Here is a 15418-nt window from a genome sequence, read left to right as displayed (position 1 = left end):
GCGCGTAGGTCGTGTTTGAGCAAATTGCTTAGCGCGTCGGCTATATCACCAAAGACGAGCGTCAAGGCCAACGCGTCGAATTCGAGCCGATGCACACCCGCTTCAAGTGCTGGCCACGCAAGCACCAACGCATTCGCTAAAGGTTCGATCAAGACATCATCGACAATAGCCGAATGCGCACGACGCAAATCGTCCGCACTGAACGGACGCTTCTCGATCGATATAAATTCGAGTTTTTCAGGCCGCATGGGATCGTCAAGCCATGCGGCCCACGTCGCCAGAAAATTGATGCCCATGCCAAAGCCGGCTTCGAGAATCACATAGCGTTTGCTTGAGCACCAGCGCTCCGGCAAGCCATTTCCTTTGAGAAAGACAAAGCGCGCCTGATCCAGCGCGCCCGCCGCGCTGTGATAAATATCCTGATGACGCGGCGAAAACGGTGTGCCGTCGTCACGAAAAAGCCAGTTCGGCGGGCGTCATGTCCCTCAGGCTTCGTCGATCGAAATGCCTAACTCGCCCGCCATCTTTTGAACGATCGCGCGCAGTTGCTCGACTTCATGCGCAAGCCGCTTCTGCTCTGACTTCAAGGCTTCGAATTCGGACAAGGAAAACGACTCGCCACCGCCGCTAGCGCCTGACGATTCCCGCGCAGGCAAATCGCTAAGACTGACGGGACCGCAAAGCAAGTGCATCCAGCGGCTTTCACGTTCGCCGGGCCGCGATAGCTTAATCACGCGGGCCGGTTCGTTATCGGCGAGTTCATCGAGAAAGCTTTCCACGGATGAAATATCCGCAAAGCTATGGAGCCGCGCGCTATTGGCGCGCAATTCCGCCGCCGTTTGAGGCCCGCGCAAAAATAATGTGGCAAGCAGCGCCACCGATTGACTCGGTACGCCAAGCACGCGATTCACATTGTGTTCATAGCGCGGCACGCGGCTGCTGCTGCCTTCGATCACCAGACTCAGACGCTTGAGCGCGTCGATGGTGGTCATGACTTCGTTGTCGGTGACGGTCATGACGGGCGAGCGCGCAGTCTTCTGATTGCAGCCCGCCGTCAAAGAATTCAAGGACAGCGGATAGGTATCCGGCACGGTGTGCTGCTTTTCGACAAGCACGCCAAGCACGCGTGCTTCGAGCGGCGTCAGTTCGCGCAAGCCGGGGCGCGGAGTGGATTCGGCAGTGGTATTCATAAGCGTTTTTGGTGGTGCGGCGAGACGCTTATGATACCGGGAGCGTCACCGTGTTTAGCATGCGCGCACCGACTTGCAGCATGCCTTTGTGTCGCGCTAAGAATCGTTGCGCCGTTGTGGTGCAAAATAAATCGGCGCTCAGGGCTTTTCCGTGCATCCTTAACGCTAACGAATGCGTAAAATCGTTGGCATTGAAGTTGCTTTTTGTTTCATGGCACTGGGCAGCCCGCGCAATCGATGCGATTCTGACATGGCAGCATCGCGCTTTGAGGTCGCCTATTAATTGGCATGGCAAGCGGCTTAAGCTTGCCGCGTCGTTCGGGCCTTCGAGAAGCGTTTGCGAGTGCTACCAGGAAGATAAGCGTTGGGGCGCGCCACCCCTCGCATGTACTTCACATGGAAGACGGGTTATGACGCAAGCATTCTTCAACGAGATGTTCGAGCGTAACGATCTCGAAGCGCGTGGTTTGCCGTCAGCGGCATTTCAAAGCATCGGCGATCCGCGCACGCATTACCGCGATTTCATGACCTGGCTCACGGCGCAAAGCGAGCAGCAGATCAGTCTCAAGCGCGCCGAGGCGGACCTCAATTTCCGTCGCGTGGGCATTACGTTCGCCGTCTACGGCGCGAGCGACACGCCGGGCATGATTCCCGAACGCACCATTCCCTTCGACGTCATTCCGCGCATCTTTCCTGCCGATGAATGGAAAGCCCTGGAGCGTGGCTTGCGACAGCGTGTGAACGCGCTAAACCGCTTTATTCACGATATCTATCACGAGCAGAACATCATCCGCGCGGGCATCATTCCCGAAGCGCAGATTCTTGGCAATGCGCAGTATCGTCCGCAAATGAAGGGCGTAAATGTCACGCGGGATATTTACGCGCATATCGCGGGCATCGATATCGTGCGGGCGGGACAGGGCGAGTTTTATGTGCTCGAAGATAATCTGCGCGTGCCGTCGGGCGTCTCGTACATGCTTGAAAACCGCAAGATGATGATGCGGTTATTCCCTGATTTGTTCTCGCGCAATCGCGTGGCGCCGGTTGCGCATTACCCCGACTTGTTGCTCGATACCTTGCGCGCCGCTGCGCCTGCTGAGGCAAGCAATCCGACTATCGTGGTGATGACGCCGGGCATGTATAACTCGGCTTATTTCGAGCACGCGTTCCTGGCGCAGCAAATGGGCGTCGAATTGGTCGAAGGTCAGGACCTCTTCGTTGAGAACGATTGCGTGTTTATGCGCACGACGCAAGGGCCGCAACGCGTCGATGTGATCTATCGCCGTGTCGATGATGACTTTCTCGATCCGCTCGTGTTCCGTGCCGATTCATCGCTGGGCGTGGCGGGGCTGATCAACGCGTATCGCGCGGGGAATGTTTCGTTATGCAATGCAGTGGGCACGGGTATCGCGGATGACAAATCCATTTATCCGTATGTGCCGGATATGGTGCGTTTCTATCTCGGCGAAGAGCCGATTCTGAATAACGTGCCGACATGGATGTGCCGCAAGCCCGACGACCTCAAGTACGTGCTCGATCATTTGCCTGAGCTTGTCGTTAAGGAAACGCATGGCGCAGGCGGTTATGGCATGTTGGTCGGACCGGCATCCACTCAAGCGCAGATTGAAGAATTTCGCGCGGTGCTCGAGGCGCATCCTGAGAAATATATTGCGCAGCCAACGCTTGCTTTATCGACCTGTCCGACGTACGTGGAAGCGGGTATAGCGCCGCGTCATATCGATCTGCGTCCGTTCGTGCTTTCGGGCAATGACGTGCGCATGGTGCCGGGTGGCCTTACGCGTGTCGCGCTAAGGGAAGGCTCGCTGGTGGTGAATTCATCGCAAGGCGGCGGCACGAAAGATACGTGGGTGCTCGAACGCTGAACGCGCGCTTTGCCAGGAAGCAGGTGCATCACTTAAAACCATAACCGGGAACACCCATGCTGAGCCGTACCGCGGATCATCTCTTCTGGATGGCGCGCTATACCGAACGCGCCGAAAATACCGCCCGGATGCTGGATGCCAACTATCAGCTCTCGCTGCTGCCGCAGTCCGACGAATATGCGGAACTCGGCTGGCGCGCCATGTTGTCGATCTCCGAGCTTAGCGGCATTTATTCGGCAGCCCATCACGGCATGGAAAGCCGCGAAGTGGTCGATTTCATGGCGGCGGATATGTCGAATCCGTCGTCGATTGCGAGTTGTTTGCGAGCCGCACGAGAGAATGCGCGCGCCGTGCGTAGCTCGACCAATAGCGAGCTTTGGGAATCGCTCAATACCACGTGGCTCGAATGCACGCGTCTTTTAGCCGATGGCATCCTGACGCGCGAGCCGTACTCGTTCTTCGAATGGGTCAAGCATCGCTCGCATTTGTCGCGCGGCGTGCAGCTGGGCACGCTCGTCAAGGACGATGCTTTTTACTTCATGCGTCTCGGGACTTTCATCGAACGCGCGGATAATACCGCCCGCATTCTCGATGTGAAGTTCGAGATGATGGAGCAACGCGCCGACACATCCGCGCAACCGTTCGATTACCACCACTGGACCGCTGTGCTTGGTTCGGTGTCGGGCTTCGAGGTGTATCGGCGCGTGTATCGCGATGTGATTACGCCGGAGCGTGTGGCGGGTCTTTTGATTCTTTACGGCGATTGGCCGCGTTCTTTAGCGGCAAGCATTGCGGAAGCCGAAGTGCTGATCGCGCAAGTCACTAAAGGACGCGATACCGAAGCGGCGCGCTTAGCGGCGCAATTGAGTTCCGAGCTTAAGAACGGTCGTATCGGCGATATTTTGCAAGGCGGTTTGCACGCTTACTTAGTGAATTTCTTAGCGCGCGTGAATGAGCTTGCCAGCGCCGTTAGCAAAGAATTTCTTTTGCCGATTGCGCCTGAGGAACCGGAAGAACTGGAAAAACCTCAAGCGCAATCTCAAACACAAACGCAAAGCCAGACTTAGTTACGCTTGGCCGCCGCCGCGACCACACGATGCACGAAACGCAGTTTATCGACGACCGCAGGCGCAAGCGTGAACGGATAACCGTCCGGCATGCCGAGGCTGCGATTCAGGCTGTTCAACACGTACGTCAACGGAAACCAGCGCTTCATCAGGTCGTCGAAGCTCGCATCTTCCACAGGCGTCTGATCGGTCAGCGTGGGTTCGTGAGGACTGTCGGGCACGAGGGCAAGACCGCAGGACACGGCGGTATCGAGCGTATCGACGATATGCAGGTAATGCGCCCACGTCTCGGCCCAGTCTTCCCACGGATGCATGGTGGCATAGGCGGAGACGAAGTTCTGCTCCCAGTTGGGCGGCGGGCCTTCGTTGTAGTGGCGATCGAGCGCGGCCTGATAGTCCTGCGATTCGTCGCCAAACGCCGTGCGGAATGGTGCGATGCGCGCCGTGTCGCCGATCAGGCGATCGAAGAAATAGTGCCCTGTTTCATGGCGAAAATGGCCGAGCAGCGTGCGGTAAGGCTCGTGCATGGCGGTGCGCGTCTGTTCGCGATGTGCATCGTCGGCTTCGGCGATGTTGAGCGTGATCAGCCCGTTGCTATGGCCGGTCATCACGCCGTGACCTTGGGAATCGGCTTCGAGAAACTGAAATTCGAGGCCGCGCTCGGGATCGGTTTGCCGGTTGGGCACATCGAGCCCGAGTTCGGAAAGTGTATAGAGCAGGCGTCTTTTAGCGCCTTCCAGCCGGTACCAGTACGTGCGGTTTTCCGGGTTCGACAAGTTCGGAATCGTGCTGGTGAGCTGGCACGAGCAACAGAGTGTATCGGGTGAATCGGCGGGAACCATCCAGTTGCAGACGTTTTCGACCTCGTAGTTATGACAGGGACGATAAAGCTGATCCAACACCTGCGGATGCAGGCTTTTCCAGCGGCCATCTTCGGTTTCCTCGAAGGCGCTGATCTGATCGATCTCCGGCACGTAGCCTAAGTGCGCGCCGCAGTTCTCGCAGAGCGTGTTCTCGAAAAACACCAGTTGATTGCAGCGGTTGCAGTGGAAGGTTTTCATCGTCTGGAGAATGAAGTTGAATGTCGCGCGGATGCGCGCCGTTGGGATGCGGAGCTTGCGCAAGGATCGTGCCGCACGAAAGTGCCTTGTTTCAAGGGCTTTTTCGTGAGAATCGGCGTCGTCAGATTTGAATAAAAGGAGTGCGGAGTGTCTATTCGTGTCGCGTTGAATCATGTTACGCAGTACAGCTATGACCGGCTCGTCGGTTTGTCGCCGCAAGTGGTGCGATTGCGGCCGGCGCCGCACTGCCGCACGCCGATCGTTTCATATTCGATGCGGGTTGAACCCGAGGAACACTTCATCAACTGGCAGCAGGACGTCTTCGCGAACTATCAGGCGCGGCTGGTTTTCCCCGAGAAAACGCGGGAATTCAAGGTCACGGTCGATCTCGTTGCGGAGATGGCCGTCTACAATCCGTTCGACTTTTTTCTGGAACCGTCGGCGGAAGAATTTCCCTTTAGCTACGCGAAGGAGTTGCAGCACGACCTCGCGCCTTACCTCATCAAGGGCGAAGCGACACCGCGTTTCGCGGCCTTTGTCGAGAGTATCGATCTCACGCCGCAACGCACGATCGACTTTCTGGTCGGGCTAAATCAGCGGCTCGCCAATGAAATTCGCTATCTGATCCGCATGGAGCCCGGCGTGCAGACGCCGGAGGAAACGCTCGAAACCGCGTCGGGTTCGTGCCGCGATTCGGGCTGGCTGCTGGTGGAAACGCTGCGGCATCTCGGACTCGCCGCGCGCTTCGTTTCAGGGTATTTGCTGCAACTCGCGCCCGATACCAAATCGCTCGATGGCCCGAGCGGCACGGAAATGGACTTCACGGATTTGCACGCGTGGTGCGAGGTCTATTTGCCGGGCGCGGGCTGGATCGGCTTCGATCCGACCTCGGGACTGCTGGCGGGCGAAGGGCATATTCCGGTCGCGTGCACGCCGGAACCGGACAGCGCCGCGCCGGTGTCGGGCGCGGTCGATAAATCGGAAGTCGAATTCCATCACACGATGTCGATCACGCGCGTGCTCGAAACGCCGCGCGTGACCAAGCCGTACACCGACGAGGAATGGAGCGCGGTGCTGCGCATGGGCGATCAGGTCGATGCCGATCTCACCGCCGCCGACGTGCGCCTGACGATGGGCGGCGAGCCGACCTACGTCTGCGTACGCGACCGCGATGCACCCGAATGGAACACCGACGCGCTCGGCCCGACCAAACGCGCCTACGCCGTCTCGCTGATGGACAAGCTGCGCGCGCAATACGGCGCGGGCGGCTTTCTGCATATCGGCCAGGGCAAGTGGTATCCGGGCGAGCAGTTGCCGCGCTGGGCGCTGTCGCTGTTCTGGCGCAAGGACGGCGAGCCGTGCTGGCACGATCCGTCGCTGTTCGCCGACGAACGCACGCCCGCCAGCTACACCGCCGACGATGCCGCGCGCTTTATCGGTCATCTCGCGGGCAAACTGTCGCTGGATTCGAAGTACGTGCAGCCCGCCTACGAAGACACGTGGTACTACCTGTGGCGCGAGCGCCGCCTGCCGGTCAACGTCGATCCCTTCGACTCCCGTCTCGACGATGAACTCGAGCGCGCCCGCCTGCGCCGCGTCTTCGATGCGGGCCTGCCGTCCGTCACCGGCTACGCGCTGCCGATCGAACGCGCCGATGCCGAAAAGATGCAGCCGGGCCGCTGGGTCAGCGGTCCGTGGTTCTTCCGCGACGAGCGCATGTATCTGATCCCGGGCGATTCGCCGATGGGTTACCGCCTTCCGCTCGATTCGCTGCCGTGGGTGTCCGAAACCGATTATCCGTGGCAACACACGCACGATCCGTTCGCGCCGTCTACGCCGCTGCGCAGCGCGGCTGAATTGCGCATGCAATATGCGGATGTGGAAGCGACCACCGCTAAAGACGGTTCCGCAGGAGAAGCAGCAGCAAAAAAAGACCGCATGCCCCAACGCGGTGAATCCGCATCCACCACCAACCGCATAGCAATCTGCGTCGAAGCACGTGATCCCGCACGCGCGGCAGGTCCAAAGGCCGAGGCCGAAGCCTTCGCCAAGACCGGTCAGCGTAACAAGCTGATGCACGTCTTCATGCCGCCGCTCACCGAAGTCGATGACTATCTCGACCTGCTCGCCGCCGTCGAAGCGACCGCCGCAGAACTGCGCATGCCGGTGATCGTCGAAGGCTATCCGCCGCCGCGCGATCCGCGCCTGAAGGTGCTGCAAGTCACGCCTGATCCCGGCGTAATCGAAGTGAACATTCATCCTGCATCGAACTGGAAGGAACTGGTCGATCACACCGAGTATCTCTACAACGCCGCGCACGAGTCGTATCTCAGCCCGGAAAAGTTCATGCTCGACGGGCGACACACCGGCACCGGCGGCGGCAATCACTTCGTGCTCGGCGGAGCCACGCCGCCCGACAGTCCGTTCCTGCGACGCCCCGATTTGCTGGCCAGTCTGATCGCGTACTGGCTGAACCATCCGTCACTTTCGACGCTGTTTTCAGGGCTTTTTATCGGCCCGACGAGTCAAGCGCCGCGCGTGGACGAAGCGCGCAACGATCAGGTCTATGAACTCGAAATTGCCTTCAAGGAACTTCAGCATCAGCTCGACCTGCTCGGCGGACGCGAAAGCGCAACTGTGCCGCCGTGGCTCATCGACCGGATTCTGCGCAATATCCTGATCGATGTGACGGGCAACACGCATCGCGCGGAATTCTGTATCGACAAGCTGTATTCGCCGGATGGTCCCACTGGCCGTCTCGGTCTGCTCGAACTGCGCGGCTTCGAAATGCCGCCGCATGCGCGCATGAGTCTCGTGCAGCAATTGCTGCTGCGTGCGCTGGTCGCACGTTTTTGGAAGGAGCCATACACCGCGCGCCTGACGCGCTGGGGCACCGAACTGCATGACCGCTTTATGCTCGGCACCTTCGTGCAAATGGATTTCGACGATGTTCTCGCCGATCTTCGCGAAGCCGGTTTTGCCTTCGAACGAAGCTGGTTCGCGCCGCATTTCGAGTTCCGTTTCCCGTTGGTCGGCGCGTACGACAGCAACGGTATCGAGCTGACGATTCGCAACGCGTTGGAACCGTGGCACGTGATGGGCGAGGAAGGCGCGATCGGCGGCACGGTGCGTTTCGTTGATTCATCGGTGGAGCGGCTGGAAGTGCGCGCGTTGGGGCTCAACGGCAACCGGCATATCGTCACGGTCAATGGCGAGCGTTTGCCCTTGCAGCCGACCGGACGCGTCAGCGAATACGTCGCGGCGGTGCGATTCCGAGCGTGGGGACAATCGGCGTCGCTGCATCCGACCATCGGCGTGGATGCGCCGCTCACCTTCGACATCATCGATACCTGGACCGGACGCGCGATCGGCGGCTGTCAGTATCACGTCGCGCATCCGGGCGGCCGCAATTACCAGACCTTCCCGGTCAATGCCTACGAAGCCGAAAGCCGTCGCCGCGCGCGTTTCTTCGCGACGGGGCATACGCCGGGTGCGGTCGCGGTGGAACCGCGTGAGCGCAGCTACGAGTTTCCCTTCACGCTCGACCTGCGTTATCGTTGAAACTGCATTCATCATTCAAAAAACCATAAGAGCTGATTGTGGCGTTTCAATCGACCCTGCCTTTCGACACCGCTGCGATGCCCATCGACGCGCTCGCGCTGCTGCGCGCGCTGCCGGTGCGCGAAGGGCATTGGGATGAACTGCGCGATGCCTCGGGGCAACTGCGCGAGCCGTGGCGGCGCTTCTTCGAACTGCTCGGCGAAGCGGGCATCGCGCGACTGGACGAAGGCGTCGCGGCAGTTGCGCGGCAAGTCCGCGAAAACGACATCACCTACAACGTCTATGCCGATAACGGCGAGCCGCGCGCGTGGTCGCTGGACCTGTTGCCGCTGGTGATCGATGAAGACGAGTGGGCGGCAATCGAACGTGGCGTCGCGCAGCGGGCGCGCCTGATGGAAGCGATCATCGCGGATATTTACGGGCCGCAGACGCTGCTGCATCGTGGTTTATTGCCGAGCGCGCTGGTGTTCGGGCATCCCGGCTATCTGCGTTCGGTGAAGGGCTTCGTGCCGCCGTGCGGGCGCTTTTTGCAGATCGTCGCGGTGGATCTCGCGCGTTCGGCATCGGGTGCGTGGACGGTGATTTCGCATCGCACGGAAGCGCCTTCGGGACTGGGTTATGCGCTGGAAAACCGGCTGATCGTCACGAACCTGTTCGCCGAGCCATTTCGTGAAATGCGCGGCAGCAGGCTTGCATCGACGTATTCGGCGTTGATCGCGACCATCGCTCAGGCTGCGCGCACGACCATGCGCGAAGAAGAGGGCGATCGTGACGATCCACCGCATATCGCCTTGCTGAGTCCGGGTCCGTACAGCGAAACCTATTTCGAGCATATTTTTCTGGCGCGCTATCTCGGCGTGACGCTCGTCGAAGGCAAGGATTTGACGGTACGTCACGACAAGCTGTATCTGAAAACGCTGCAAGGTTTATCGCGCGTGCATGCTGTGATTCGCCGTCTCGACGATGCCTTCTGCGATCCCGTCGAACTGCGCGCGGACTCGACTATCGGCGTGCCCGGTTTGTTGCAGGTGATGCGCGCAGGAAATGTTTTGGTGTCCAATGTACCGGGCGCGGGATTCGCGGAATCGCCCGCATTGAATGCGTTTTTGCCGGGGATTGCGCGCGCCTTGCTTGATGAAACGCTCGACTTGCCGACCGTGCGATCGTGGTGGTGCGGTGAGGAAGCGGCACGTGAGGAAGCGTTCGAAGAACTGGAACGCGCCTATCTCGCACCGACGTGGCCGAGCGGGCAACAGGATCAGGCGCCGGGCATCGAAGCGGGCATGCAGGATTTGAAGGACTGGCGCGAACGAATCGAGCGCGCGCCGGATGTGTTCACGATTCAAGAGAACTTGCCGTTCTCCAGCGCGCCGCGTTATGCCGATGGCGCGCTCGGCTCGCGTCCTTGCGTGTTGCGTGCTTACGCCGTCGCCACCGTCGATGGCGGATGGACCGTGTTGCCCGGTGGCTTCACGCGCCTTGCTGCCGACAAACGCGCCACGGTATCGATGCAATTCGGCGGCAGCAGCGTAGACACATGGGTGTTATCGAGTCAGCCGCCAAGCACGGCCTCGGTGCGCCCCAAGCCGATGAAACCCGGCGATCTGCGCAAGCGCCGCACGGTCTCGAGCCGTGCCGCAGAAAACCTATTCTGGGCCGGCCGATACGGCGAACGCTCGGAAAACAACGTGCGTCTGTGCCGTCTTCTGCTCGGCACTTTGGAAGGCAGCGAAGCCGATTCGCTGTTCCCGACGCTCGCTGAACTCGCTGCGCAATGCGGCCTGATTCCCGCTGTCGATACACTCGCGCGCAGCTCACCCCAAGCGCTCGAACGTGCACTCGTGGCGGGCTTGTCGGAGTCGAATCGTGTGACGAGTATCGGCGGGAATCTGGCGGATCAGGCGCGCGCGTGCGGCGAGATACGCGATCGTTTATCGACCGATCACTGGCGCACGATTCTCGCCTCACGCAACGACTTCCGCGATGCACTCGCGCAACTTGCCGCTGGCGAACTCGGCCGCGATTACGACCGCTTGCTGCTCACCGGCGCACTCGAACATCTTTCAACGCAACTGTGCGCAATCAGCGGCGCGCAAGGCGATCGCATGACGCGCGACGAAGCGTGGCGTCTGTTGTTCGTCGGGCGGCATATCGAACGCGTCTCGACCATGTCCACGTTTCTGCGCGTGGTGGCCGAACACGGCACGCTGACCATGCCCGCAGGCTTCGATCTCTTGCTGCAACTCTTCGACAGCACGTTGACGTATCGCTCGCTGTATCCGGGCCGTCTGGAGGTGCCTGCGCTGATCGATCTGCTGGTCGTTGAGCGCTTCAATCCGCGCGGACTGTATGGCATTTATGCGCGCCTTCAGGACAAACTCGCCGATATCGCCGCTGCGGCGGGCGGAGTGCGTCGATCGCATTTTGCGTCGATCATGCAGAGCGCAGATACGCTGCCATCGCTCGATGCACTGTGCGAAACGAACGAAGACGGCATCTACGAAGCGCTGATCGAGTTGTGCGACACGCTGGCGGCATCGGCGAGCGCGGCATCGAACGAGGTCAGCGCGCGATACTTCAGTCACGCCAAAACGCTGTCCGCGCAGGTGTCCTCATGAATCTGCCGACCACCACGCTCGCCGTCACGCATCGCACTACGTATCGTTATTCGACGCCGGTTGAAATCGCGCAGCATCTTGCCGTGATTCGCCCGATGCATTGCCCGTGGCAACAAGTGATCGCGCACACGGAACGGATCGAGCCAACGCCGTCCTACGTGCATAGCCGCGTAGACGCGTTCGGTAACGACGTGCTGTACTTTTCGCTCGATACCCCGCACGAGCGCCTTTCGATGACGAGCGAAACCACGGTGCGTCTGACGCCGCGCTGGGCATCGCTCGATCCCGAGGCCACGCCTGCCTGGGAAGCGGTCGCGGATCGCATGCGATTTCGCGCGGGCGTGCCGTTCTTCGCGGAAAGCGAGTTTTGCTATGCGTCGCCGAACATCGCACTCGATCAGGCCATGCGCGATTACGCGCAGCCCAGCTTCGACACGGACACGCCCTTGATCGTCGGCGCGATCGATCTGATGCACCGCATTCACGCGGATTTTGAATACAAGCCATCATCCACCACGGTCGATACACCCGCCGCGCGCGCCTTCGATCTCGGTCATGGCGTGTGTCAGGATTTCTCTCAGGTGATGATCGGCTGTCTGCGTGCGCTCGGTCTGCCTGCGCGCTATGTGAGCGGCTATTTGCGCAACGATCCGCCGCCGGGGCATCCGCGCCTGATCGGTGCGGATGCCTCGCATGCGTGGGTGTCGGTGCATTGCCCGCAAAGCGGCTGGATCGATCTCGATCCGACCAACGACGTGCTCGCGGATCTCGATCACGTCACGCTCGCCACCGGCCGCGATTACAGCGATGTTTCATTGCTGCGCGGGATGATTCTTGGCGGCGGCACGCATCATATGGATGTCGCGGTGAATGTGCTGGCCTTGTAAGCGCCAGCGCTAAAGCGCTTATTCACCCTCAGGAAAATCCGCTCCCGCCGATACGGCTTCCCATCCGTCGAAGTCCTTGCGCAAAGCATCGATCTTGATGCGCGCATTGGCAAGCGCCGCTTTGCCAAGCAATAAACGCAGCGGCGGATTTTCGCTTTCTACCGCCTGAATAATGGCTTCAGTCGCGCGCACCGGATCGCCTGGCTGCTTGCCGCTGTAATTGCGGATCATGTCCGTTCGTGCTTGCGCGGTCGCTGCATAGTCTTCTATCGTTCGCGGTGCTTCGTTAGCCGAACGACCTGCCCAATCCGTTCTGAACGGACCCGGCTCGACGATCAGCACCTTCACGCCCAGCGGCGCGAGTTCATGCGACATCGACTCGGATATGGCTTCGACGGCAAACTTGGTCGCGTGATAAAAGCTCACGCCAGGGAACGCGATGATGCCGCCGATCGAAGAAATATTCACAACGGTGCCGCTTTTTTGCTTGCGCATCTGCGGCAGCACGGCGCGCGTCATATCGACGAGACCCCAGAAATTGATATCGACCATTTTGCGCACTTCTGCGTCGTCGCTTTCTTCGAACGAACCGAAATAGCCGATACCCGCGTTGTTCACCAATACATCGATGCGCCCTAATTTGGCGAGTGCATCCTTCAAGGCAGCTTGCACTTGATCGGGCTGCGTGACATCGAGCTTGAGCGACAAAGCGAGATCGGGAAATTGTCTGGCAAGGTCTTCGATCGCGGCGGGATTGCGCGCGGTAATGACCGTTGGATAGCCAAGGTTCAGCGTCTTGAGCGCAAGCTCGCGGCCAAAGCCGGTCGAGCAGCCGGTAATGAACCACACAGGTTTATTCGTGGATGTATTCATGCTTAACTTCTCCTGTGAATGAGTAAGAGCACATTTCGGTTAGCGATTTAATTTAGTCAGTCGAAAGCAGTACGCCACATGATGCGCGTGAATCGTCGCGCTTGCACAAGCGGCGTTTCATATGAACGGAACGCTATGCGTTTCGGCGAGTCTGCTTTAAAGGCGCTTCTTGTCATTCATCGCGCGCGCATCAACCGCAAGCCCTTTTTATCCCTATGACGTAAGCACATGCCACTCCACTTCGATGCGGATCGAAGCGACGGGCATGTGCCTGCTTGCCGGACACCTGAATGGACACCACGAGAGTATTGAACATCTTTCTTAACGTGGCGCGTGCGCAAAGCTTTAGCCAGGCCGCACACGACACGGGTTTGACGACGCCAGCGGTTAGCCGCGCCATCGCGCAGCTCGAAGAGCGTCTGGGCGTGCGGCTTCTGCATCGCACGACACGCCGCGTCAGTCTCACCGACGAAGGCGCGCGTCTATTCGAACTCGCCGATTCCGCCTTGCGTCTGCTAGACGAAGCAATGGACAAGACGGTTTACGCAACGCAGCAGACGGGCGGCATGATTCGAATTGCCGCGCCGCGTTCGCTCGGCGTCAAGCTGCTCGTGCCGGTGATTGCAGCGTTTCAGGAGAAGCGCCCCGACATCCATTTCGATGTCATGCTCGACGATCATTTCACCGATCTCGTCGCCAATAAGATCGATGTCGGTTTTCGTGCGGGCGCAGCGCCCGAGCGCAATGTCATTTCGCGCTCGCTCGGCACGATGTCGCTTGTCGTATGTGCATCGACGCACTATGTCACGCGTCATGGCTTGCCGCGCAGTGCGGAAGATCTGAGCGCGCATCGCTGCACGGGCTTGCGTCATCCGAGCACGGGGCGCACCGCGCCTTGGGAATTGTTGGTCGGAAATGAATTCGTCTTTAAGGATATTGCAGCTGTTGCCACGTTCAATGACGTCGATGCGGAAGTCGCAGCGGTGCGCGCCGGTTTAGGCATTGGGCAATTGCCGGATTATCTTGTGGCTAACGATCTCTCCGGCGGCGGCTTAGTGACGCTTTTGCCGCAATGCGCGACGAGTCGTTTAGGCGTGTTTATGTATTACTCGGAGCGAGAGCGTATTCCCGCGCGCGTGCGTCAGTTCATCGACTTTGTGATGGATTGGCCTGACTTGCCTTTTGATCGCCGTGCGGCGTTTCCTTCGTCGACTTCTTCTCTTTAGCGCGTCCGCTAAAGCTGCGATTCGATTGGCAAGATACCAAGCATCCAGACACCTGTGCGTTTCCAAACGGAGACGCCGGGTTCGCTGTCGAGCACGGTCTCGTGTCCGTTTGCATCGGTATCGATCCACACCATTTTCCCGGAGCGCAATGTCACGCGCCACGCAATACGATCGATATTTTTCTCTATCCCGTCGGCGACTTGGTCGGCCGCTTGCGCGCTCTCGCAATACACGCCAATTTCCGTGTTCAATTGAACGGACCGCGGATCGAGATTCATCGAGCCGATAAAAATTCGCTTGCGGTCGAACACATAGGTCTTGGCGTGCAATGAGGCTTTGGATGATCCAAAGGTGCTTTTCTTGTCGTCCTTAGCGTTGTCCTTAGCATCGTCTTTGCTTGCGATGGGCTTAAGCTCATAAAGCGTCACGCCCGCCTCGAGCAGATCCTTGCGATAACGTTGATACCCCGCATGCACGGCGGCGACATCGGTTGCGGCGAGCGAGTTGGTCAGTACGGTCACGCGCACGCCGCGCGCGGTCATCGATCGCATCCATTCGACGCCTTGTTTTCCGGGCACGAAATAAGGCGATACGATCAGCATCTCGTGCTCGGGATCGAGACTGAGCGCCTTGAATCGCGACATCAGATGGCCTTCGGTGTCGCCGGGCTTGCGCGTGATTTTTGCGGGATCGTCGTAAAGCAGGGTTGCCTTGCCCCAAAAGAAATCGGCGTCGCGCGAAGCGATCACGTTCGCCAGGCGCTGACGTGCCTGCGCGATATAAGGCGAACTTTGTTCCGACAGCAAGTAAGCATCCAGTTTGGCGCGAATATTCGCCAGCGCCTGAGGATCGGCTTGCTTGCCCATCAGATTTTCGATCGGATACGCGGCGTCAGAATTCCAGTAAAGATCGAATGCGTCCGAAACTTCATGCACGATAGGACCGTGCATCAGCGCGTCAAGATCGCCAAAAGCAACCGTGCTCGAAGCGCCAAAGTATTCATCGCCGATATTGCGGCCGCCGAGTATGGCCGCCTGATTGTCCGCGATGAA

Annotated in this window: 10 protein-coding genes and 1 pseudogene; 6 read left to right on the top strand and 5 right to left on the bottom strand. The window is 59.4% G+C overall.

The features are described 5' to 3' along the window. Both P7F28_RS01395 and P7F28_RS01390 read right to left on the bottom strand, forming a co-directional pair. Positions 1-353: pseudogene (locus tag P7F28_RS01395) on the bottom strand (tRNA (5-methylaminomethyl-2-thiouridine)(34)-methyltransferase MnmD); the annotation flags it as partial. 132 nt (positions 354-485) lie between these two features. Further along, positions 486-1190, bottom strand: coding sequence for a YceH family protein (locus tag P7F28_RS01390; RefSeq protein ID WP_277182597.1), 705 nt, complete (start codon positions 1188-1190; stop codon positions 486-488). Between the two features lie 410 nt (positions 1191-1600). Here P7F28_RS01390 and P7F28_RS01385 point away from each other — a divergent pair, with 410 nt between their 5' ends. Continuing rightward, positions 1601-3073, top strand: coding sequence for a circularly permuted type 2 ATP-grasp protein (locus P7F28_RS01385; protein WP_277182596.1), 1473 nt, complete (start codon positions 1601-1603; stop codon positions 3071-3073). Between the two features lie 56 nt (positions 3074-3129). Further along, entirely contained in the window at positions 3130-4140 is a 1011-nt protein-coding gene (locus tag P7F28_RS01380) for an alpha-E domain-containing protein (protein WP_277182594.1), read from the top strand. Here the strand turns inward: P7F28_RS01380 and P7F28_RS01375 are convergent. Continuing rightward, the gene (locus P7F28_RS01375; RefSeq protein ID WP_277182598.1) at positions 4137-5201 is read right to left on the bottom strand and encodes a putative zinc-binding metallopeptidase; all 1065 of its coding nucleotides are present in this window, start codon (positions 5199-5201) and stop codon (positions 4137-4139) included. The genes P7F28_RS01380 and P7F28_RS01375 overlap by 4 nt on opposite strands. A gap of 147 nt (positions 5202-5348) precedes the next feature. On the opposite strand from P7F28_RS01375, the gene P7F28_RS01370 reads away from it, so the two are divergent. From P7F28_RS01370 to P7F28_RS01360, 3 genes are read left to right on the top strand one after another with little or no spacing between them, the layout of a single operon-like run. Beyond that, positions 5349-8762, top strand: a complete 3414-nt coding sequence (locus P7F28_RS01370) for a transglutaminase family protein (protein WP_277182593.1) — start codon at positions 5349-5351, stop codon at positions 8760-8762. 38 nt (positions 8763-8800) lie between these two features. Beyond that, the gene (locus P7F28_RS01365) at positions 8801-11380 is read left to right on the top strand and encodes a circularly permuted type 2 ATP-grasp protein (RefSeq protein ID WP_277182592.1); all 2580 of its coding nucleotides are present in this window, start codon (positions 8801-8803) and stop codon (positions 11378-11380) included. Then, complete coding sequence (locus P7F28_RS01360; protein WP_277182590.1) at positions 11377-12267, top strand: transglutaminase family protein; 891 nt, start codon at positions 11377-11379, stop codon at positions 12265-12267. Before P7F28_RS01365 ends, P7F28_RS01360 begins: the two co-directional genes overlap by 4 nt. Before the next feature lie 18 nt (positions 12268-12285). Here P7F28_RS01360 and P7F28_RS01355 read toward each other — a convergent pair whose 3' ends face one another. After that, positions 12286-13140, bottom strand: a complete 855-nt coding sequence (locus tag P7F28_RS01355) for an oxidoreductase (RefSeq protein WP_277182588.1) — start codon at positions 13138-13140, stop codon at positions 12286-12288. A gap of 290 nt (positions 13141-13430) precedes the next feature. Between P7F28_RS01355 and P7F28_RS01350 the strand changes: the two genes are divergently transcribed. Then, a complete protein-coding gene (locus P7F28_RS01350; protein WP_277182587.1) occupies positions 13431-14366 on the top strand; it encodes a LysR family transcriptional regulator in 936 nt (311 codons plus the stop codon). An 8-nt stretch (positions 14367-14374) separates the two neighbouring features. Here P7F28_RS01350 and P7F28_RS01345 read toward each other — a convergent pair. Continuing rightward, positions 14375-15418 (bottom strand): phospholipase D-like domain-containing protein (locus tag P7F28_RS01345; RefSeq protein WP_277182585.1); only part of this gene is annotated, 1044 nt, incomplete at its 5' end.

It is taken from the genome of Caballeronia sp. BR00000012568055, assembly GCF_029439455.1.
Taxonomy (GTDB): Bacteria; Pseudomonadota; Gammaproteobacteria; order Burkholderiales; family Burkholderiaceae; genus Caballeronia.
Note: the sequence above shows the minus strand (reverse complement) of the source record. Positions and strands in the feature narration are given on the sequence as shown.